This is a genomic window from Daejeonella lutea (assembly GCF_900168015.1).
Classification (GTDB): Bacteria; Bacteroidota; Bacteroidia; order Sphingobacteriales; family Sphingobacteriaceae; genus Daejeonella; species Daejeonella lutea.
Genome location: NZ_FUYR01000001.1, coordinates 1,847,049 through 1,868,422 on the forward strand (window position 1 = coordinate 1,847,049; position 21,374 = coordinate 1,868,422).

At 43.5% G+C, this 21,374-nt stretch carries 17 protein-coding genes; 1 reads left to right on the forward strand and 16 read right to left on the reverse strand.

The genetic code is table 11. The features are described 5' to 3' along the window. Window positions 1-3: 3 nt before the first annotated feature. The 6 genes from B5X60_RS08245 to B5X60_RS08270 all read right to left on the reverse strand — a co-directional run bounded on the left by B5X60_RS08245 (window position 4) and on the right by B5X60_RS08270 (window position 6,571). Complete coding sequence (locus tag B5X60_RS08245; protein ID WP_245803483.1) at window positions 4-2,667, reverse strand: TonB-dependent receptor; 2,664 nt, start codon at window positions 2,665-2,667, stop codon at window positions 4-6. A 130-nt stretch (window positions 2,668-2,797) separates the two neighbouring features. After that, window positions 2,798-3,796 (reverse strand): FecR family protein, encoded by a 999-nt coding sequence (locus tag B5X60_RS08250; RefSeq protein WP_170878407.1) that lies wholly within the window; start codon window positions 3,794-3,796, stop codon window positions 2,798-2,800. Between the two features lie 67 nt (window positions 3,797-3,863). Beyond that, window positions 3,864-4,451 carry an RNA polymerase sigma factor gene (locus tag B5X60_RS08255; protein WP_079702107.1) on the reverse strand — a complete coding sequence of 196 codons (588 nt, stop codon included), beginning with the start codon at window positions 4,449-4,451 and terminating at the stop codon, window positions 3,864-3,866. Window positions 4,452-4,695: 244 nt separating this feature from the next. After that, window positions 4,696-5,145 (reverse strand): nuclear transport factor 2 family protein, encoded by a 450-nt coding sequence (locus B5X60_RS08260; protein ID WP_079702108.1) that lies wholly within the window; start codon window positions 5,143-5,145, stop codon window positions 4,696-4,698. Window positions 5,146-5,229: 84 nt separating this feature from the next. Continuing rightward, window positions 5,230-6,084 (reverse strand): DUF5694 domain-containing protein, encoded by an 855-nt coding sequence (locus B5X60_RS08265; protein WP_079702109.1) that lies wholly within the window; start codon window positions 6,082-6,084, stop codon window positions 5,230-5,232. Window positions 6,085-6,190: 106 nt separating this feature from the next. Continuing rightward, window positions 6,191-6,571 (reverse strand): winged helix-turn-helix transcriptional regulator, encoded by a 381-nt coding sequence (locus B5X60_RS08270; protein ID WP_139377400.1) that lies wholly within the window; start codon window positions 6,569-6,571, stop codon window positions 6,191-6,193. Window positions 6,572-6,641: 70 nt separating this feature from the next. On the opposite strand from B5X60_RS08270, the gene B5X60_RS08275 reads away from it, so the two are divergent. Next, on the forward strand, window positions 6,642-7,391 hold the full coding sequence (locus tag B5X60_RS08275; RefSeq protein ID WP_079702111.1) for a Rossmann-fold NAD(P)-binding domain-containing protein: 750 nt from the start codon (window positions 6,642-6,644) through the stop codon (window positions 7,389-7,391). A gap of 6 nt (window positions 7,392-7,397) precedes the next feature. Here the strand turns inward: B5X60_RS08275 and B5X60_RS08280 are convergent, their stop codons facing one another. The 10 genes from B5X60_RS08280 to B5X60_RS08325 form a co-directional block, all read right to left on the reverse strand. Then, window positions 7,398-8,000 (reverse strand): thioredoxin family protein, encoded by a 603-nt coding sequence (locus B5X60_RS08280; RefSeq protein WP_079702112.1) that lies wholly within the window; start codon window positions 7,998-8,000, stop codon window positions 7,398-7,400. A gap of 3 nt (window positions 8,001-8,003) precedes the next feature. Then, window positions 8,004-8,441 carry a TlpA disulfide reductase family protein gene (locus tag B5X60_RS08285; protein WP_139377401.1) on the reverse strand — a complete coding sequence of 146 codons (438 nt, stop codon included), beginning with the start codon at window positions 8,439-8,441 and terminating at the stop codon, window positions 8,004-8,006. A gap of 190 nt (window positions 8,442-8,631) precedes the next feature. Further along, a complete protein-coding gene (locus tag B5X60_RS08290) occupies window positions 8,632-10,065 on the reverse strand; it encodes a TolC family protein (RefSeq protein WP_079702114.1) in 1,434 nt (477 codons plus the stop codon). Next, window positions 10,062-11,198 (reverse strand): HlyD family secretion protein, encoded by a 1,137-nt coding sequence (locus B5X60_RS08295; protein WP_079702115.1) that lies wholly within the window; start codon window positions 11,196-11,198, stop codon window positions 10,062-10,064. Before B5X60_RS08295 ends, B5X60_RS08290 begins: the two co-directional genes overlap by 4 nt. A 213-nt stretch (window positions 11,199-11,411) precedes the next feature. After that, on the reverse strand, window positions 11,412-12,917 hold the full coding sequence (locus B5X60_RS08300; protein WP_079702116.1) for a SusD/RagB family nutrient-binding outer membrane lipoprotein: 1,506 nt from the start codon (window positions 12,915-12,917) through the stop codon (window positions 11,412-11,414). A gap of 13 nt (window positions 12,918-12,930) precedes the next feature. Beyond that, window positions 12,931-16,035, reverse strand: a complete 3,105-nt coding sequence (locus B5X60_RS08305; protein WP_079702117.1) for a SusC/RagA family TonB-linked outer membrane protein — start codon at window positions 16,033-16,035, stop codon at window positions 12,931-12,933. Between the two features lie 383 nt (window positions 16,036-16,418). Beyond that, window positions 16,419-17,282 carry an AraC family transcriptional regulator gene (locus tag B5X60_RS08310; RefSeq protein ID WP_079702118.1) on the reverse strand — a complete coding sequence of 288 codons (864 nt, stop codon included), beginning with the start codon at window positions 17,280-17,282 and terminating at the stop codon, window positions 16,419-16,421. 3 nt (window positions 17,283-17,285) lie between these two features. After that, on the reverse strand, window positions 17,286-17,651 hold the full coding sequence (locus tag B5X60_RS08315; RefSeq protein WP_079702119.1) for a hypothetical protein: 366 nt from the start codon (window positions 17,649-17,651) through the stop codon (window positions 17,286-17,288). A 127-nt stretch (window positions 17,652-17,778) separates the two neighbouring features. After that, window positions 17,779-18,411: a response regulator gene (locus B5X60_RS08320; protein WP_079702120.1), complete on the reverse strand. Its 633-nt coding sequence runs from the start codon at window positions 18,409-18,411 to the stop codon at window positions 17,779-17,781. Further along, a complete protein-coding gene (locus tag B5X60_RS08325; protein WP_079702121.1) occupies window positions 18,401-21,316 on the reverse strand; it encodes a ligand-binding sensor domain-containing protein in 2,916 nt (971 codons plus the stop codon). The genes B5X60_RS08320 and B5X60_RS08325 overlap by 11 nt, the downstream gene beginning before the upstream one ends. Window positions 21,317-21,374: the final 58 nt, after the last annotated feature.

Consider the following 21,374-nt stretch of genomic DNA (forward strand, 5'->3'; position numbering starts at 1 on the left):
TGTTTAGAATTTAAAGTTGTAAGTGATCGATGGGACATATTTGAATAGTGTAGTTCGCAATGCCTCTGCTTTGTCGGGGACCGTCTTACTCTCCCTGAAGGTGATCCGGTAGGCATTGTTGTAGCCGTACGCGTTATACAAACCTAAAATCAATTCGGATGAAAAGGTTTTCGTTTGTTTAAGCTGGCGTGTTGCGCCAAGATCCAGGCGTTGGTAGTTAGGCATGCGATACCCGTTTCGCTCGGTGAAATAGAAAATGGTCTGATCATCAACGCGATATTTCCCGCTCGGGAAGGTGACCGCATCTCCGGTATAAAACACCCAGTTCGCGGATAATGCCCATTTGGGGTTCACCTGGTACATGGCCGTAATGACTACATCATGGGTCCTGTCCTGCCGTGCATTATACCAGTTGTTGTTATTAATGCCGTTGATCTGTCTTTCCGTTTTCGAAAGGGTATAACTCAGCCATCCGCTTAGTGCTCCAGCCTTTTTCTTTGCCAGAAACTCTATACCATAAGCCCTGCCCTTTCCATAAAGCAATTGGGTTTCTATAGGAGCATTAGTGAATACATCAGCTCCCGGACGATAGTCGATCTGATTGCTCATTGTTTTATAATAGGCTTCGGTGCTGAATTCATAAACGTTGCCGGCCGCTTTTTTATAAAAACCCAGGGAAAACTGATCGGCTGTTTCGGGCTTTATAAGGTTAGTACTTCCTACCCACTTATCAGTTGGAGATTCTGCAGTTGAATTACTGATCAGGTGTAAATTTTGAGTATTGCGGACGTACGATGCTTTAACCGAATTGCCCGGGCTGAACTCCCACCCCAGAGCCAGCCTGGGCTCAAAGTTGATATAGGTTTTAACTACTTCGCGCGATTTATAGCTCTTGGTGGTAAGAACCTCTCCGTTCAGATCAAGCGTGTAAAAGTTCCCTTTCCCCAGAATAGTAAAGGCCGGCACGCGCAGGCCATAGGTAGCGCTAAGCTTATTACTGATACTCCAGGCATTGCTGATATATACAGCATTTTCAACAGAGTACTGATTTTGCAGCCGCTCCCGCACCGTAGTTGCAACCCCTTGGGCCGAGATCTCTCCCGGCTTGATGGTATGGTAGATGGAATTGAGACCAAAACTTAATGTGTTCCTGTTGTTAAGGTTCCATTGCACATCTTCCTTAAAGTTCCAGTCCCGGATCTGTGAAAAAATATTGAACTTATTAATGCCGAGATTGACATTGATCTTATAGTCGTAATTACTAAGGATCAACGATGTATTTGAAAACACCCGGTTGTTGAAAATGTGGTTCCATCGCAGGGTACCTGTCGCATTTCCCCAATTGATTCCACCCAAATCATCGGAGCTTAACACATCCTGGCCAAAGTATCCTGAGATATAAAGCCTGTTACTGTTATTTATCTGGTAATTGGCCTTTACATTCAGATCGTAGAAGTAGAGCTTTATACCGTCAACAGCCGTGTCAGAAGACAATTTGAGGAACTGATCTACATAAGTTCGCCGGCCCGATATCAGAAAGGAAGATCTCCCTTTTTGTATAGGTGCTTCCACATTAAGCCTGCTCGCGATCAGCCCGATTCCCCCGCTCACACCAAGCTGCTGGTTATTGCCATCATTCATTTTGATGTCCAGTACAGAAGATAATCTGCCTCCATATTGTGCCGGCATACCCCCTTTATAGATACTGGCATTCTTTATCGCATCAGAATTAAAGGTGGAGAAAAACCCCATCAGGTGTGAGGCATTGTAAACAGGAGCCTCGTCGAGCAAGATCAGGTTCTGGTCCGCTGCCCCACCCCGCACATAGAAACCACTGCTTCCTTCACCTGCGGCTTTTACCCCAGGCAGGAGCTGAATAGTCTTTAAGATATCCCTTTCGCCAAACAGAACAGGAATGTTGGAAGTCTCGCGGACACTCACCTTATCAAGCCCCATCTGAGCATTCAAAGGCTGATTGCCTTCATCACCTGTTACTTTTACTTCTGCTAGCTGGTATGAACTTTCATCAAGTGCGAAATTCATCGTGGAGTCGGCGCTAAGCGAAACTTGCAGCTGTCTTTCTTTAAACCCGATTGCACTAACGATCAAACTGTAATTACCCTGAGGTAAGCGCAACGAGTAGAAGCCGTAATCATTTGTGCTTGTACCCTGCTGGAGGCCTGCGATCATGATCGTACCTCCGGGAATGGTTTCACCGGTTCTGGCCGACTTGATACTGCCGCTGATGGCATAGCTCTGAGTTGACATGTCGGTCCTTGCCGCTCCTGGGTAAACCTTTTGGTTTTTCTGATCGATTCGTATCAAGACTTCGCTGCCTAGTTTTGTAAAACTATAGCGGGTGGATTTTAACAGTTCAGACAGCAAAATCCTGAGGGGCTTATTAACTCCCCTGGCACTCAGTTTTTGTTTATCGTTTGCTACCTCTTCGTTAAAGGTGAATTTTATACCACTCACCCTGGTGATCTGGCCCAGAGATTCTTTAAGAGTGGCATCATTAATGACAATATTGATCTTTTTGTCCAATACGCTCTGTGCGAAGGAAAGCTGATTGATCAATACCAATGCGAAGCACAGGAATGCGGTATACGTGTATCGCCTGAGCGGGTCAGACATCGATAGAACGCCAATAAATGTGTAGATTTTCATATCTTTAATTGAAGGTTAATGATGTGCATTGCCCTATGTTTTCGAAGGCTGGGGCAAGCTGTTGTTTCCACAAGGGCCCGATTCTGCTTGCAGAGCGGGTCTTTTTTTTATCTAATTACATAAAGGGAGATTAAGGGTTAATAAAATAGACACCAGCTTTTTCCTCCCAGGTGGTTTCCATGACCAAAGAAAGTTTCTTCAGTATTTCAGCAGGCTTATTATTCATATCCAAACTGCCGTAAAAGGCCTTACCCTTAAGGGATTCGTCGACGACAAAACGAACATTGAACTGTCGTTCCATTTCAGCAGCCAAATCCTGAATAGGCGCTCCCTGGTATTCGAACCTGCCCTCCCGCTGCAAGAGATATTTTGAAGATTGCGGGTAGCTTTGCATACTGAGCGACTTGCTGGATTTTTCAAGAATTGCCTGCTGGTTAGGAAGCAGTATTTGCCGCTGGGTTTTTCCCTGCTCACTGGCTTCCACCCGCACCTTTCCGCTTAACACGGCAACTTTAATAGTTTGCTCCTTCTGGTAGGCGCTAACGTTGAAGCTGGTGCCTAACACCGTCGTCTTGACTTCTCCACTGGATATGATAAAAGGGTGTTCTTTATCGTGCGAAACCTCGAAAAAGGCTTCGCCTTCGAGTTCAACCGGGCGGATGTTGCCCTGAAAACGATCTGGATAATTTAGCTTCGTGCCTGGTGCCAGCCAGACTTTTGTTCCATCCGGGAGGATGATTGTTTTACGTTCACCCCACGAAGTTGCTGCACTGAGCTGTTCTTGCCCGGTAATTATGGATAGATTATTCCTGTAGAATATCCCAATAGTTAACAACAGGAGTAGCGATGCTGCAATTGCCAGCAGGGCAGCAGGCCATTTTCGGACCGGGGGATTGCCAGACTCTGACGAAATTCGCTTGTGAATAGAACTTAACAATTTTGCGGATACAGCTTTATCTAAGAGGTCAGCTTCCGGTGATTTCTCACCTTCCGGATGAGGTTCAAGAAACTCTCTAAACTCATCGGGGTCAGCTGATTCCAAATAGTTAGACAACCATATGCTATCCTGTTGAGACAAGTTACGGTACCGGCTGATCAGCTGCTTTGCCCTTTCCTGATTTGTATTCATGGTGTTGATTTTACTAAATACGCCGATCGGAGTAAAAAGGGGGGGGGGGGGTACCCGATTTTTATTTTTACAGGCAGTTGAGCACCAGGGCTGCCAGCACCAAATGATAGTCGCCCGGATACTGCTTAACATATTCTTTTACAGCAGCCATGGCGAGGGAAAGATATTCCTTTACGGTATGTTTTGAGATATTGAGTTCTGCTGCGGCCTCTGCATAGCTTTTGCCCTCAATTTTACAAAGGATAAATACCTTTTGCTGTTGTAGGGAGAGTTTCTTGATCGCCTCTTCCAGGATCTCATCCCGCAGATCATCGCTTTCCGACTGGAGCGATTCCGGTTTCTCCATTTCGGCAGCGAGCTGTCCCTCCAGGGTTCTTGCCCGGAGTACTTTTCTTATATGATCCATGGAACGGTTGAAACTCACCACATGCAGCCAGCCGCTGATCGATTTTCCGGGATCAAGCTCATGGCGGTGTTCCCATAGCACCACGAAAACATCCTGTAAAATATCCTTCGAGTCTTGTGGATCTTTAACGTATTTGAGAATGTTCCGGTAAATGGCCTGATGATACTGCCAGTATAATGCGTCGTACGCCCGAATGTTGCCTTCGACCAGCTGATGTACCAGCAATTTTGTATTAAGCTCGGATTGCATTGTTCAATTTAGAGGGCGCGTTAATATAAAGAAATTGAAAGCGCAAACGATTGACCGAAATCCGCAACTTCAAACTATTAGCTAAGGAATAGCTCGGAGCTTCATGATCATTGAGGAATATCATCACCCGGACGTTTAAATTGTTAGCTGGGAACAATTGTAAGCGAGTGGAGTGATTTCTTATATAGGACTAAAAATTATAGCCGGAATTTACTATCAAATACTGATGGTTCGGGAAAGACTTTTATTCCTGCGTCAGTACTTTCGGAGACTTATCGGCATTGAAGAACTTATCGATCCGTGTTATCTTCCATGCCCCCTTATGCCATTCAAGCGTAAGGTAGTTTTCTATCACAAACCCGTCATAAATAAAGTTTACTTTGGCAATGGCAAGTGCGTCGCTGTCTGCAATGACACCGATTTGTGTTGTGCAATTCTGTTTGACGCCCAGGTTTAACTTCATTAAGTGTATGATGGACTGCTGACTATAGGTCTGAACTTCGTTTTCTCTTGTAAATTTAAGTACCGCCGTCTCACTTAAAATACCCTCCATTTTTCTCACGTCGCTATTCACATGGCTGTCGGCAAATTCACTGAGGATGCTTTTAATGTCGCGTGGGGGAAACCCGGCGAATGATAAGTTGGCAATAGCAGCTATCAAGACGGCACTGAAGGCAAAAGATCTTATTTTCATTTTCTTAATTTTTCCTAAATATGAATTATGCCGCTTTATTTTAATTGACCCAAAACACCATTTAGTTTACTTCGAAGGTTTACCTTATTTTAAGCTATCGAATTCCACAAGATCGAATTCCGGTGAGCTTTCCAGTAGTTGATTTAAGATAGAGACATGGCCATTTCCAAATATTACCAGGATACGGTCTTGTTCACTCGTAGTGATTTCCTGGATCTTGCGGAAAATCCTCATGTTTCTGTTATACCACCACAGCGAAAGGATGTCTGCTCCTCTTTGTTTGTCGAGTTTGAAATCGCCGACCAAATAAGCCCCATAATTGAGCTGTAGAGATTCCCGGGTATTTGTCCGTTTTAAATAATCAAGGAGGTTCATTTTGGCTGGCAGTTTCTGCTCATAGTCGAACCATTCTGTGAACATCTTATCGTATTTATCGCTGCTCTTGAAGTCATAATCAGCGAACAGCTTTTTTGCATAAGCAGAATCCAGTTTCTCAAGGTCGTCACTAAACGATCCTGCATCAATGCTGTAAATGGTGTCGAGCTGCAGGTCGCGCGCCAGACGAAATCCCAGTTGATAGCGCTCGTCGCGTTGTGTCTGGAATTCGCCTTTTTTATATCTCCGGAAACGTTCACCTGCTTTCCAGGAAGGCAAGGCTTCAATAGCAATTTTTGTGGGCTTAAATTTCTTGATGTGTTCTACAATCTCCGTTACCTCAGATTTCTTAGGTTCTTTCAGCACGTCGATTTTGTTCTCCTCATCAATTTTATTGACATCTAGGTTAGGATAATCAAAATGAAAGGTTCCCACCGTCAGCACCCTGGCTCTTTCTTTCGGAAAGAAATCGGAGGGAGAGTTCGGTTTACCGTTAGTTTGGGAGTTCGCGAAATGGGTGATAGATAAAAGGAAGGCGCACGTAGCGCAGAAAATCAGCTTCATACTATTTCTTAGGGATTTGCAGGTTAGCCCTTAGAAATTAAAAGTATGCTGGATGAATTTAGAAAGATGTGCCAATTTCACCTAATTCGGTAAAATACGTTTGCCATTATTTGGGGAGAATTTCGCGATTGAACTTTTCAAAATGCAATCCCCAATTATTCAGTTCCTCCATAAGAGGTTTCATACTCAATCCTAAGGGTGTCAGATAGAATTCAACTTTGGGCGGGAGAACGTCAAAAACTGTTTTAGCGATCAGGCCATGCGCCTCAAGTTCATTTAACTGGCGGGTTAATACGCGTTTTGAGGCGTCAGGAAGACCGGCAGCAAAATCACGTGGCCGTTGAGGCCCTCTGAAAAGAGCACTAAGAATAGCAGGTTTCCATTTTCCTGTCAATACATGCAGCGAAACCTCCATGGGGCAATCCGCCTTGATGTCCATTTTACGACTGTATGTTACCGATTTTTTAGGGGGATTAATTTGTCCCATATAGGATATATTTTGGCGATCAGCTAGACTTGCTTCCGGAAACAAGAACAGCAAAGTTAATTTAAAAATTATGATCGTAATAATTGGTGCCACAGGAAATGTAGGCTCAAAAGTAACAGCAAATCTTCAACATTTAGATATACCCTTCCTGGGTATCAGGTCGGCAAACGGTGCTCCAGATGGGATTCGCAGCGGCGACCTGATGGACCCGGACTTCCTGAAAGACATCGCCTCAAATGCTCAATCCATTTTCTCCATTCTTCCTGGCTCTCTTTACCCAAATTGGGAAGATTATGCCGAATTGCTTACAAATGCAATTAAAGAAAGCCCCGTAAGCCATATTGTGAATATCAGCAATGCTGTTATTGAAAAGAATGGGGAGCCCAGTATTTTAAATTCCTTTGAAACGAAGCTAAACACTCTGGCGGATGTTCATATAAAACACCTGCGTTGTGCCAACTTTTTTGATAATCTCAAATGGGGCCTGAATAATGGGTACGAGGGAGATTTGAAACTGCCCTATATTTCTACACATGAGATCGCAGGCGTAGCTTCAGATTATTTGAGCAAAAGGAATTTTGTCGGCCATTCTGTCGACGTATTACTCGGTCCAGCGGATTACTCAATGAATGAATTCTGCCAACTGACCGGTGCAGACTCCCGGGAAATGTTGATGACTGAAGAGTCAAGATCTTTCTTTGAGCCGTTTAACCAGGGGGCATTTAAGATTGCTGCGCGAACTACAGCTAACACCACTTCAAATGCTGATCCCCGGTATTACCTTGATTATTTTTTGACAAATGAGCTGAGGAAAGGCTGAGCCGACTCAGTCGGCCCTTTTTACCGAACACCCGATTGCCTTTGTAGCTTTAATGGCTGGCAGCTTATTAGCGTTTAGGGCAGCTACCGCCCGCTCAACGTATTTAGTGCGCCCGGGATTTTCCAGCTCCTGATCATCATCTATCGCACCGGTGTATTGAATGATCAGACCCTTTTTAGTCTTTTGGGCTATAAATAACTGCGGTGTTTTGGTTGCTCCATACATATTTGTTACCCTCTGACCCGCATCGTAGAGATAAGGGAATGGGTAGTTTTTATCTTTAGCCCTAGCCTGCATTTTGGCGAAACTATCACCGGATGAAATGTCGGCATCATTCGGATTAACCGCTAGTACAGGATAACCCAGGGGAGCCATCTTTTTTCCGAGCTCAATAATACGCTGCTCATAGGCTTTTGCTACCGGACAAGTGTTACAGGTGAATACAATTATGAAACCTTTAGCCTTTGGATAACTGTTAAAGGAAATCAATTTGTTATCCACGTTTCTCAGCGTAAAAAACGGGGCACTCTGGCCCACAACAAGGGTCTTAATCTGAGCACTGCTGCTAATGGCAGCCGACATCAGTAATAATAATAGGTACTTTCTCATATTTTAAATTGAATTATAGGTTTTCAATAGTTCTGCATAGGTGAACTCCTTTTCGTAGAACTCACGCTTACGTTTAGCTTTATTAATAAAGAGGGTTGCTGGCAGGGCACCCGACCAGCTTTTATCAACCCGGTCGATATAAACCTGCTGGCTTTTTTCATTCAGCAGAAAAACTTCGTTTTTAAGTTTTAATCGTTTGGCGAGAGGTATGACCGCTTTTTCGAGTTTAGACTTTGTATCGGCACTGACCAAAAAGATTTTCACTTTTTTATTTTTCAGGTTTGCTCCGAGCTTCTCGAAATAGGGCAGCTCCTTCAAACAGGGTGCGCACCAGGTAGCCCAGAAGTTTACAATATAGGTGGTATCCCTGCCCTGCTTTATTCGTTGATCAAGCTGATTTAACGTGAGGAGCTTTACTGTTTGAGCGTTTACACGCGGCATCACAGTAAATATTAAACAGAAAATAATCCAGCACCTGAAAAGCGTACGCATTTTATAATTTAAAAAATTTATTTAATGGCTGTTATTGATGATTTATTTGATTTTTGATGAGTTCAGCCGCTACTTGTTACAATATTTCTCATTCGCATTGTGAAACGACGGGTAGAGTTGTTGATCATTTAGTTTTATATCATTCAGTAAGGGTGAGTTCCCCACGATAATAGTCCAGAATTTTAGCCCGCATAACATAATCATAACGCGCATTGATAAGATTGATCTGCGCCTGATCTAAACTATTTTTAGCTGTGGTGTAATCGACCGAATTGCCAACAGCAACAGTGAAACGTGCCTGTGCTGCCCTAAAAGCTTTTTGATACGCTTCTACTTGCTTATTAATTGATTGCAAACGTTCCCAGGCAGCTTCCGTATTCAGATATGCCAGGTCAACAGCCTGCTTAACCTGAGTTATCTCTGTTTGCTCACTAAGCTCTGCGCGCTTCAACTGCACCCGGGATTCGGCAATCTTCATCTTCGAATACCCCGAGTTTAAAATAGGAATTCGGAGATTAAAGCTAAGTGATGAACCTAAATGATTTCCTAACTGCTCGCTATATGGAACTTTTGTGGATGAAAACGTGGGTTGCGGCCTGATCACGGAAATTTGATTCCCGTTTAAGATGACATAGTCAGGAGTTCTTACGGGCCGCAAACCTATCAGCTCAAAATTATTGACCAGCGAGGAAGCATTGCTGTAAACATTTGAACCCAAGCTTAGGCTCGGAAAGCGCTGTGCTTTGGAGATCTGCAGACCGCGTTCCGCACTTTCCCTCCGCAACTTAACTCCGGTGATCGCTGCCAGATGGTTTAACGCAGAATTTTGAATTTCTGCCACAGAGTAGCCATACTTCTGTGGAACAGCACTGCTGCTTATCAGATCCGAAATTTCAGGAATAAAATCTACATTCATTAACTGCGCCAGAGCGAGCTTAGACGCATTTATTGAATTGGTAGTATTTGTAATGCTCAGCTCGTTTGTTGCGAGTTGACCCTCCAGGTCATACAAATGAAAGGGAGGTATGGCACCACCGTTATCAAGCGTTTGCAGGCGTTTCACATGCACACGGGTTAATTCCGCCTGAAGCTTTGCCTGCGCTAGCAGATCAGTATTTGAAAGTAACTGCAAATAAGTGAGCATTACATTCAGGGTGATAGATTCTTTTATCTTCAACTCCTCCATTTTGGATGCCTGCAAAGCCAAATTGTTTTGCCTGATAGCATTCTGATTTAGCAAGCTATTAAAGAGCATTACATTCCCCCCAAAAGAATAGCTTGCAAATCTATGGTCCTGACCGATGTATGAATTTGTATAAGGGTCGATACTTCTTCCCTGGTTCATCCCGTGATTAACGTTGAACTGAATGGACGGCAGCAAATCCCGCTTGGACTGATTCAGGGTTATAGCGGATGATTCTGACCTGAGCGCGGCTTCCGCGATTTGCGGATTATTTTTTAAAGCAATATCGACAGCCTCTTTTAGGGTCAATTTCTTAACTTCCTGCTGAGCGTAAGCTCCATGAGCTATCGTCAAGCAAGCTGCTAAACATAAAAAATATCTCGTCTTCATAATCGGTGCATTTTAATTGCTTCATTTATCAGTTCCTGAGTATCCCAATATTTATCACAGCACGACATTTGTCGTCCGGTTGATGAAAAAGGGGCAGGCCGTGAGAACAGAAAGGCCTGTAGCCTTTCGATAAGAGATAGCTGTACAGATAATTTCCCGCCACTGCGAAGCCCGACAGGCACTTTCTCCTCGAAGACCATATCCATATGGAACCGGTCATTTACGACCTCAGGATAAACTTTATGCACAAGCAGCCTGTAATTGATCCCATCGACGGTGCATGAGCCTTTCATACCTTCAAATACTTTTTGTTTATACGACGGGCTTAGTCCGACCCTGATCTTGTATCCGCTTACGATGTCAACCTGTCCGAGGCTTTCGCCTTTACCTTTTACCTGGCCGACCCTGGCGTTTACCGACCTGAGCTGACCGTCGACCGGGGATCGCACAATCATATTCCCCGATTTCTGGCGTAATTCCGCCAGTTCGCTCTGCATTCGGTTATAAATATTTTCCATTTGCCGCAATTGCCGCCTTACAGATGCAGAATCTTTGCTTAATGCCTCACGCGTCAGGCTTAGACGCTTTAATTGGTATTTATAGCTATTCTCGTACGACTTTAATTCCTGGGAGCCAATGGCCTTCTCGGCGAATAAATATTTATTAAGATTATAAACGCGTTCAGCTTCAGCAAGCGCGTTCTCAACTTCTGCAAGCTGGTTCAATTGCCGCATTGAATTCTGATCAGAACTATTGCGGATGCTCTGCATTTTAGAAAGAACGTTAAGTACAGCCGTTTCCTGATTTGCGAGGCTTGTCTGCAGATCGGTATTCGATAACCTAAGTATCGCCTGCCCCCTGTTCACATAATCGCCTTCTGAAACCAAAATCTCAACCACTCTGCCTCCTTCTGACGCATCGAGTTGAACGGCCGCCAGGGGCATAACGATTCCATCAATTGCAACAGTTTCCTGATATGCGCCCTTTTTTACGAATGATTTTTCTATTGCAAGCTTCTCGATTCCGGAGGCAAAGTATAAGGCAGCGGCAACACAGGCGAGGACTATTAAAGCGCCGACAATTACCGGTATCTTTGTCTCAACCCACTTCTTTTTATTAATATCCCTTTCCAAAGTTTGAATGTTTATGCTTGTTGTAGTGCCACAGGTTAAAAAATCGATTCATCATCCACAGCGTTGACATTACGCGATTCAGGTTAAGCATTACCGCCATTGTATAAATCTCTAAAGGCCCACCGCCTTTTACGCGATGGGCCTTTTTATTTAAAAGGATTCACTGAGCCGGATCATACCCGGCAGTAAATTCAGGTTTTAACCTTTTTAAGATTAAGGCCTGGTATCCCAGAAAACTTTGGCTAACCTATTTGGCTTTTGCACGAAATTTGCCGGATTTGCAGAAGTTTCACTCTCCGGATAAAATAACGAGCGTGGTATTTCAGGTTCAGCGCGAATCGAAGCGTCAACAGGGGTAAGTACCGGATATCCTGTACGTCTCCAGTCATTCCATGGCTCCAGAGCAACTCCATAGTTAGCAATGTATTTTTCCGTAATGATCTTAGCTACATTGGCTTCCAGGTTTGCACCATTCAGTTGCCCCTGGGTCAATATATACGCATCCTGAGCTGAAGCTGCCACGCCAGCCATTGTCATTGATGCCCTGATCCCAGCATCGAAGAACGGCTGAGCCGCCGATGCGCCAGCGCCATATCTAAGTGCATGTTCTGCCCTGATGAAATTATACTCGGCAAAAGTCAGCATTCTTATCGGCCCTGCTCCTGTATAGGCATTGTTGTTCGTTGTATTAGCCGGGATTCTCCCCTGTGCATCAGGAACCAAAGCTGATTTCAAGTTGCCTCTTAAGAAAGTGTGCATCCTTGAATATGCATAAGATTGAGCGTCCAAAGGCGTAGAACCTTTATATTGACCTGAGCCAAATGGATATTCTGTAAAATAACTTGGTCTCCGCGGATCTGATTTAGAATTCAACAGATCGACAAAGTACTTACTTGGGAAATATTGGTCAGACCTCGAAATCTCATATTGGTGAATTGGATTATATGAAGATGCTGCGTCGACAAAATCCATTTGGAAATTATCAGCGTTTGAGGTCATGAACGGCGCATTACTCGCAATTAACGCATCTAGTTGTGCCTTTGCGAAAGCCGCGTCCTTTGCTGAATAACGCAGAAATAACCTTAATTTCAATGTATTTGCAAATTTCTCCCATTTAACCCTGTCTCCTTTGAAAATCGTTTCGTTTGTACCAGGCGATAAGGCAGATGTGGTAGCCTTAACGTCAGCTGCCCCCTCTGTGAGCAAAACGATGATCGCTTTGTAGATATCCTCGTCATTGTCAAGTTTCGGCTGATTGATTTCAGGTGCCTTGTGAGCCTCAGAGTACGGTAGATCTCCGAAAAGATCAACTCCCTGAGAGTATACATAGGCTTTCAATATTTTCGCAACCCCGGTGTAATGAGGACTTCCGGCACTGTTTTTTAGGACATACTCAATATCCTGTAATATGGTTGCGAACATCCGGCTGTACATTGTATTTAGATCCGTAGGCTGAATCTGATACCTGGTGTATTCTCTCGACTGTGTGCCAGGCGCATTCTGACCATCCAACTGCTGTATAGTTGTAGCTGTAAACCTGTGGAGGTCACTCCCGTTGTTGAAACCAACATTGACAGTTACATTTGTTAACACCTGTTGGATTGGAGCAAAGGTCGGTGAGTTTGGATTCGTATTTATATCCAGATATTTCTCACAGGAGGTCACTGACAGCAAAACCATTGCCATCGACCCTATTATTATATTTTTAATCTTCTTCATATTTTTCAGTTAATTATAGTGTAGCTCTAAGGAAGAAACCATAATTTCTTGCCTGAGGCAAATCATTTGATGTAAACCCTTGAGAATTACTAACACCTTGCGCGGCAGTTTCGGGATCGAAATGAGGGAAGTTAGGCGCATACAGATATAGGTTTCTTCCATTCACACCAATTTCCAGTTTACCTACTGGCGTTTTTTGGAGCAATTTAGCAGGTAGTGTATACGAAACAGATACTTCTCTTACTCTGAACCATGAGCCATCAAAAACGTATGATTCTCCGAGACCGAATGCATATAAGTTATCCCAATATGCCTGTGCCGTAACTGGTGTAGTATTCGGCTGTCCGTTGGCAAGAGTTCCTTCAATTACATAAGGTTTAGTTTGTACACCGGCAGCATCAAGACGGGCGAATTCTGCAGTTTCTTTTGCTACACCCGTTCTATAAATGTCACCTATATTCCTTGAATAGATATCTCCCCCTTTACGTATATCCAGCAGGAAACTGGTATTGAAGTTTTTGATCCTGATATTGTTCGTGATACCGGCAGTCCAGTCAGGGTTTGTATTACCGATAGCACCCAATGTCGGACTTAAGGATGTTAATCCGTTTGCTCCAATGAGTAATTTACCATCCGGCGCACGGTTAAACTTGGAGCCAAATAATAAGCCATAAGGCTGACCCGCGTATAAACGTGTTCCGGGAGATACGAAACCACCCAATTGGATAAAGGCTACTCCAGGTGCTAATGACTCGACAGTCGGCGTAATTTTAGACCAGTTTGCAGAAACTGTCCATGCACCATTCTGCGTTTTCAATGGAGTTCCTGACAGCATCAGCTCGAAGCCTTTTTGCTTTAATGTGCCGGCATTTCTGTTCTGTGACTGGAATCCTGTTGAAGGACCGACAGGAACCTCAAAAATAAGGTCAGTAGATGATGTTCTGTAAGCGTTTGCCTCAATAGCCAACCTGTCTTTTAAGAACCTTATTTCAAGTCCTATTTCTTTGGAGGCGGTAAACTCCGGTTTCAAATTTGGATCCCGCTGGATATTACTCAAACTTCGTCCGTTCAAGCTGTTATACGGGAAGGCGATCGCAGGTCCAAACCCATCAGATGCGCTCGCCTGCACAAACACAGTATTCGTAGCATAGGCGCCTGCCTCTTTACCAACCTTCGCATAGTTTGCAGAAACTTTCAAAAAGCTCAGAATATTATTTTTAAGACCCGGGAAAGCTTCGGTGGCTGTAAAGCTACCGGCAACTGAAGGATAGAAGTATGAATTATTTGCTGCACCGAATGTCGATGAATAATCATTCCTTCCTGTAAAACTAAGATTTGCAAAACCCTTATACCCAAAGTTCAGCTCCCCAAATAAGCCAATCAAGCGGGTTTGGCTTTTACTGTTTGACGCAGTAATTGTTGCTGCATTGGAAACGTTTTTCAGGTCTCTTATAGATAATGATTTACCTGTGGTTGAGGTATAGCTATAGTTCCTTTCTACAATTTCGTTACCGATATTAAAATCAGCTCTTAAATCCTTGGTGATATTCCTGCTTCCAATAATCTGGAAATAGGAATTGATGTCCCGTGAATTTAACGCTTCATTCAAGATTCCGCCGGTCGAGGAAGCAGATGTACTACCGTTACCTCTGGCTCCTATCTGGTCGTACGACAGGGCATCCAGACCGTAAGAGTCCACACCCAACCTGTAGTTAAGACTCATCCATGGCAGCACATCATATTTGAAATTAGCATTCCCAATTACCCTGTTGACAACATCATCATAGGTGTTATTTTTCAAGGTCCAGATTGGATTGTCTGTAGCGTCAAAGTATATAGGAGAACCATCGGCGGTTTCCGTAGGATAATTCTTCAGATCATAAGAACGAGGCAGGAAATAAGCCCTGAAAAAAGGGTTAGAGGTTTGATTACCGAATTGTGATCTCGAAGAATTCGAAAGGACATATTGGGCAGATACCCCGACTAAAAACTTCGGAGCAACCTGTGAACTTGCATTCAGGGTAAAATTGTTTCTTTTCAGGTCATTATTGGTCAAATAGCCTTTTTCCTGTAAGTTACCGTATGATAATCTGTAATTAGACCTATCGGTTCCGCCCTGAAAACTCACGTTATTTTGCAGGTTATGACCCTGTCTGAATATATCTTCAACGTTATTCGGATATACAGTCAAATTTTCAGTTGTGCCTAAAAAATTAGTTACTGCCTGGCCCTTAATTTCCGGACCCCAGGATAAAATCGAATTCGCACTATAAGTCCCGCCCGTGCCCTGCGCGTAAGTATTTTGATAATCAGGCAGCACATTTGGTTCTACCAGGTTGAAAGAAGAATTATACTCAACGCTGTTCTTAGCCCCAGTTTTGCCTTTTTTAGTAGTGATGAGAATAACACCATTTGAGCCTCTCGAGCCATATAAGGCAGCAGCGGCCGGACCTTTCAGAATAGACATATTTTCAATGTCGTCCTGGTTAATATCAATAGCTCTGTTCGAATTTGTTACACCTGAATTTATACTGTTTAAACCTCCGGTGTTGTCAATTGGCACGCCATCAACAACGAATAAGGGCTGATTTGAACCGGTAAACGTTGTAAAGCCTCTGATAAAAATACTTGAAGACGAGCCCACACTTCCACTTGTAGACGCTACTCTTACACCGGCTACTTTACCAGCCAAAGCGTTAACCGGATTGGAAGTTCTTCCGGTAATCAGCTCTTCACTGGAAACTGTTGCCACTGAATAACCCAAATCAGCTTTGTTTCTTTTTACACCCCCTGCTGTCACAACGATTTCGTTGAGCATGGTCAGATCAGTAACAAGCGTTACATTGATTACATCCGAGCTACCTATTGTAATAAGCTGCGTTTTGTAGCTTACATAGCTAAACTCCAGCTGGCTGGCTCCCCGGGGAACTTGTAACACGTATTGGCCGGTTGAGCTTGTTGTTGTGCCGGCGCTGGTATTCTTAACACGGATCGAAACTCCTGGTAAAGGCAGCCCATCATCTCCCTTAACAGTACCTGAGATTGCCCTGGTTTGAGCAATCGTGAATTGGGAGATTAAGACCCCCAATAATAATAACATGAGTAGTTTTACTTTCATAATAAATTGGTTATGGTTATCAATCGGCAATAGTAGCAGTTCTCTATCCGGAAGTATATACCCAGATCACCTATTGGGGAGTTGTTCGTTTAAAGTTATACGTCTGGGCGGGGGAAGGAGTAGTACGTTGTACGTTATACGTTATACGTATGGGCGGGTGTGGAGTAGTAAGTTTTAGGTTGTAAGTTATAAGTCTGGGCGGAGGAAGGGGGATTACGTTTTAGAATTGGGCGGATAAGGAAGCGGTAATTGATAGAGGTTTAACCGTTAGGTACGCTTTCCCATATAACGTATAAATAACGGTTACGCTTTCACGTATAACCAACGAGGTATGCTTCCACTTATAACTTACAACTTATAACTTACAACCTATAACCTAGACCTCAAGCCCTAAGCAATTCTGTTGGGGTAGTGCTGTATGTGCGCTTGTAAGCCCTGATAAATGCGCTGGAGCATCCAAAGCCTACTTCCATGCTAATGTTCCGCACACTTGATGAACTGGTTTTAAGCATAAACTGTGCACGTTCAAGCCGGATCCTGGTCAGGAACTGAAAGGGAGTCTGGTTAAAGGCATCTTTGAATGTTCGGAGCAAATGATTAACGGAAAGGCAAGCTGCGTTCGCGATCTCTGACAGCGTGAGTGCTTTGTTATAATTGCTCAGGATATAGTCGCGGGCGATGGCCAGTCTCCGGTAAACTTCCTTTCGGGTAGAGAGGCTTGAGAACTTGAGTTTTTCAGCCTTCATCAGTACCTCATTGTGGTATACCTTAGAGAAATCGATCAGGCATCTGAATAAATGCTCCTGGAGCAGCAGGTCGTCCTCCAGTTCATTATCCATGTAGTTCTTTAAATGCATGATATTATACTTCATATCACCCTTAAACGGGTAAATATTTTCCGGGCACCATTGCTGTCCGTCCTTTCTGAGGTCCAGATTGTCAAGCAGCTTTTCAGTACGGTTAACAAGCACTGAACGGTAGTCGCTCAAAAAGCCAGGGTTAAACTGAATAGAAAAAGCATTAACGGGCGATTTGGAATCAAAGGTCCCAGATCGGGAGCTACCGTTATTTAATACCAGAAAATCACCTGGATAAATGGTCACATTCCGACGTCCCAGGAGATACTCTTTATTTCCGTTAAAGACGGTATGAATCGAGAATCCGGAAATAGTTTCCTGGTACCCTTCATCTGTAATGACGTGAGACATCAGCGCACTATTTGTCTCTAAAACTCTGACCTGTTTCATATTCTATGAGTATTCGCGTTCTTCAAGCAGTATTATTACGTTTCCTAGTTCATCCTGAAACTTTGAGGCTAAGCCCAGCGTGGTGGAGATTGGGGGCTCAGTACAGCTGAAGCCTGAATTCTTTAGTCTCAGTGTGTGATGGATGCAGTTACTTGTTGTAAGGAAGGAATAGGACAGGGTTGGACTGTTCCGGACAAGAACAAATCCGTTGTCGCTGGCGTGAGAGTTTTTGATTACCAATGCGTCGAACATTTCGACGCTTGTTGTATTTTCTAATCCGAAAAGCTGGCTGTAGATCTGCACAGCGATATTTGTATTTTTCGCTTTAAATACAGGATAACGAACACCAAGCCTTACTAAATTATCCATTCTCCCCATTCTATCAGTAATTGATAAACAAAGGTATTGAGGAACGCTTAGGTGTACTATCCCCCAGGTCGGGGGGTTTTTAACTTAAAAAGAAATAGTAGGGCAATATTTTCGTTACAAAAATTTATTATAAGAGCTTTAGTGCCTTTGCTTTCTGGATAGCCTCAACTTTAGACCCTACCTCCAGCTTCAGATAAATATTCTTCACATGTGACTTAACCGTTTCACCATCAATATTCAGTTCATTCGCTATCTCACCACGCCCTTTCCCCTGCGACATCAGCTTAAGAATTTCAGTTTGTCGTTCTGACAGCGGAGAGTTGGGATTCTTATGAAAAGTTTGAATGACCATTCGCGCAATGTTATCACTTAATGGCACACCTCCACTAACGACAGTCCTGATAGAGCTGAGCATTTTTTCTATTGAAATATCTTTAGTGAGATATCCAATAGCACCATTAGACAAGGCTTTTAAAACACCCTCTTCAAACTGATGAACGGTCAGCATAACAATTTGGCTGCGGGGTGTTAGCTGTTTCAAATGTGTTACAGCTTCAATTCCGCTCAGCCCTGGGAGCTCGATGTCGAGCAAGATTACGTCAGGATCGTCGGCACCGATCTCAGCTGCCGACTGCTCATATGAATTATAAGAAGATACTACTATAAAGCCGGGTTCGCTATCAATTAGCGCAGCATAAGTCTCACGTAGCACGTGGTCATCCTCAATTATTGTGACCCTTATTAAATCTTTATCCTTCATGCTTTCCGAGAGGTGAGAATGTTAATTTTATCGTGGTGCCTTTGCCGGGAATCGAATCAATTTGGAGGTCGCCATTTATCCTCTGCGCACGTGTTTTCATATTCTTTAAGCCATTGCTGTACTTCTTGATGTCTTCCTGAATACCGATACCGTTATCGAACAAAGTGATCTCGATGCGATTATTGTCAGGCTGGCTTACCGCAAGCTCAACACTCGAAGCTTTCGAATGCTTTAAAACGTTGTTCAATGCCTCTTTAAAGATCATCGTGAGGTGCCGGGAATATTGGTATGGGAGCTGAATTTCGTTTAGCTCATGAAATACTCCGGATACCTTGAAATCAATAGTTGTATCTTCAAGAAGAGACGTCGCATAATTCCTGATAAATAAAACGATCTCATAAAAATTATCACTCTCCGGACTTATAGACCAAATGATATGCTTAGTACCTTCGTAAAGCTCAGCGGCATTGAGCTTTATTTTTCTGATAACGTCTTTCGCCGCTTCATCCTTCCCGGCAGTCATGCGACTAAGGAGATCTGACAAGGCAGAGATCCGCGCAAGTTTGTTTCCGAGATCGTCATGGAAATCTTCGGAAGTCTGCTGGCGGACTTTCAGTTGCTCCTCTTCTTTGATCCGCTCCCGCAACAGCACTTTTTGACGCTTGCGCGCAGCAAGGTATTCCCTGATACTGATAAACGTTATGCCCATCAGCAGAATAATAAATAAACGGAATAACAGTGTATCGTAATAGGGCTGCGAAATGTAAAATGCAAAGGTTGCAGTGTTCGACTTTACTCCGCGGGGGCTATAAGCAATCACCCGGAACTCGTATTCTCCCGGGCTCAACGAACTGTAAGAAACATTTGTATTTCTGCCAGGAGGAGAATAAGCACTCTCAAGTCCGACCAACCGATGCTGGTAATTGACGTTCTCCGGGTCGCTCAAATAAACTGCTTGATAGCTTATATTTAAATTATTTTCATCTGGATTGAATTTATGCCTGTGATCTTTTGAAACATTAGTTAACGTGGCCTTGCCATTTATAATATTAATAAGCTGGGTGTTGGTGATCTGTAGCTTAGGTGCGAAAACAGGTGCCGTAACGGATTTAATATTATATATATAGATACCCTTTGTAGTACCAAACCAGACTTCACCACCATTGAATATTAATGCCATCGTGTTACATTCTACCGCTGGGGTACCGCCTTCTGAAGCCGGAAATACCTGGAATTTGAATCTTTCGGTATTTATCTTAATCTTGTTCACACCTCTGCCCGTTCCAGCCCAGACCACGCCATATTTATCTTCTTTTAGGCTGTAGATTACATCCGAAAGCAGCCCATCGACCACTGTACAGTTAGCCACTTTACCAGTTTTCATATCCCATAAGAATATTCCCTGGTCACTGGTACCGACAAGCATCAGATTTTGGTATTTGACCAGCGAAACAATTTGCGAATGAGAAAATGGAAGCGACTCATAAGGCTTCGTCAGACTCTGCCCGGATAACATTTGAATTCCGTTAGTAGTGCCGATTAGAATTTTCCCATTATCTATCTGACAGAAGGAAATGGGCATATCACTGAAGTGTGGTATCTCCTGAAGATGCCCCTTATGATACGAGTATAATTTTGTCCGCGCCCCAATCAATATTCCGTGTACATCGGATTCAGCAATGGATAATACGTTAGGTATATTATCAATGATCTTAAAGGTACCGCCCAAAAAATATCCCAGGCCGGCACTTGTTGCAATCCAGATCCTGCTGGTTTTATCCCGGTAAATGGTTAGTACCTGACTCGCAGGCCATGGATGATTAAGCCTTTGCAATTTCCCGTTCTCCAATACATAAACTGCTCCGGCGGTGCCGATCCATATTTTACCCTTACTATCCGTCTCAAGAGCCGTAACTACATTGTCTACCAGACCGAAGTCGGTATCAATAACTTTCAAATCATCGTTACTGAATCGGAATAAGCCGTAACCGTTGGTACCCAGCCAGAGATTTTTTTCAAAATCCATGAACAGGCCGTAGATAGGGGCATCTGTCAAGCCATTTTTTGCGGTGAAATGCTCCTGAGATCGTTCCGACACTCTGAAAGCGCCTTTACTGGACCCTATCCAAGTATATCCATTATAATCCACCAACACCGAATACAAATCCTCGGTAATGTTTTTGAAATATTCACTATGGATAGCCCTAATGCCCTGCTCATCAAAAAGATAAAGAGCAGAACCAGTTACCATCGAAACTTTGCGCAATGGGTCTACAAAAAAACTCCGGATAGTCTCATCTTCCTTGAGGAATGAGAAGTCGACTTCTTTAATCCACCTATCTTTGAATGAATAGAGACCCTCCTTGCGGATGCTCACCCATAGTGTCCCTTCGCTATCAGTTTGAATTGACTCAATTTGGGGCTGTCTGCCGTTAATAGTGATTATCTGGGTAATCAGGGTATCAGTGATCATAAACAATGACCCTCTTGCCACTCCCCAGATCCGGTTTTTACTGTCGCACACCATATCCCACATCCATTCATTATGAAACCTGGGAACTCTTAAGTTTTTAAGATGTCGATCGCGAAGAATTGAAATGCCCCCGGCAGTACTTATCCAGATATTCTTCTTTTTGTCGGCTATAGCTGCAAAGGCTCTGTTATTTAATAGTCCGTCCTTTTTAGTCAGACTGGAAAAAGCTGTTCCATTAAAGCGGCTTATCCCGCCAAGGGTAGTGATCCAAAGCGTTCCGGTGGAATCCTGCGAAATCTGGTTAACCTGCGATTGGACCAGGCCATCCCCGACCTCATAGTGATTAAATATCATTTTCTGGCAGAAGCCCTGGTATCGAAAAGCAATTACCAGAAATATTGCCAGAATATATTTTACTGCTGTTGTAGACATTCAGGATGAAGGGAACTTCATTGAAGAAGTTTGACGATACATAATATAGTTAAAAACG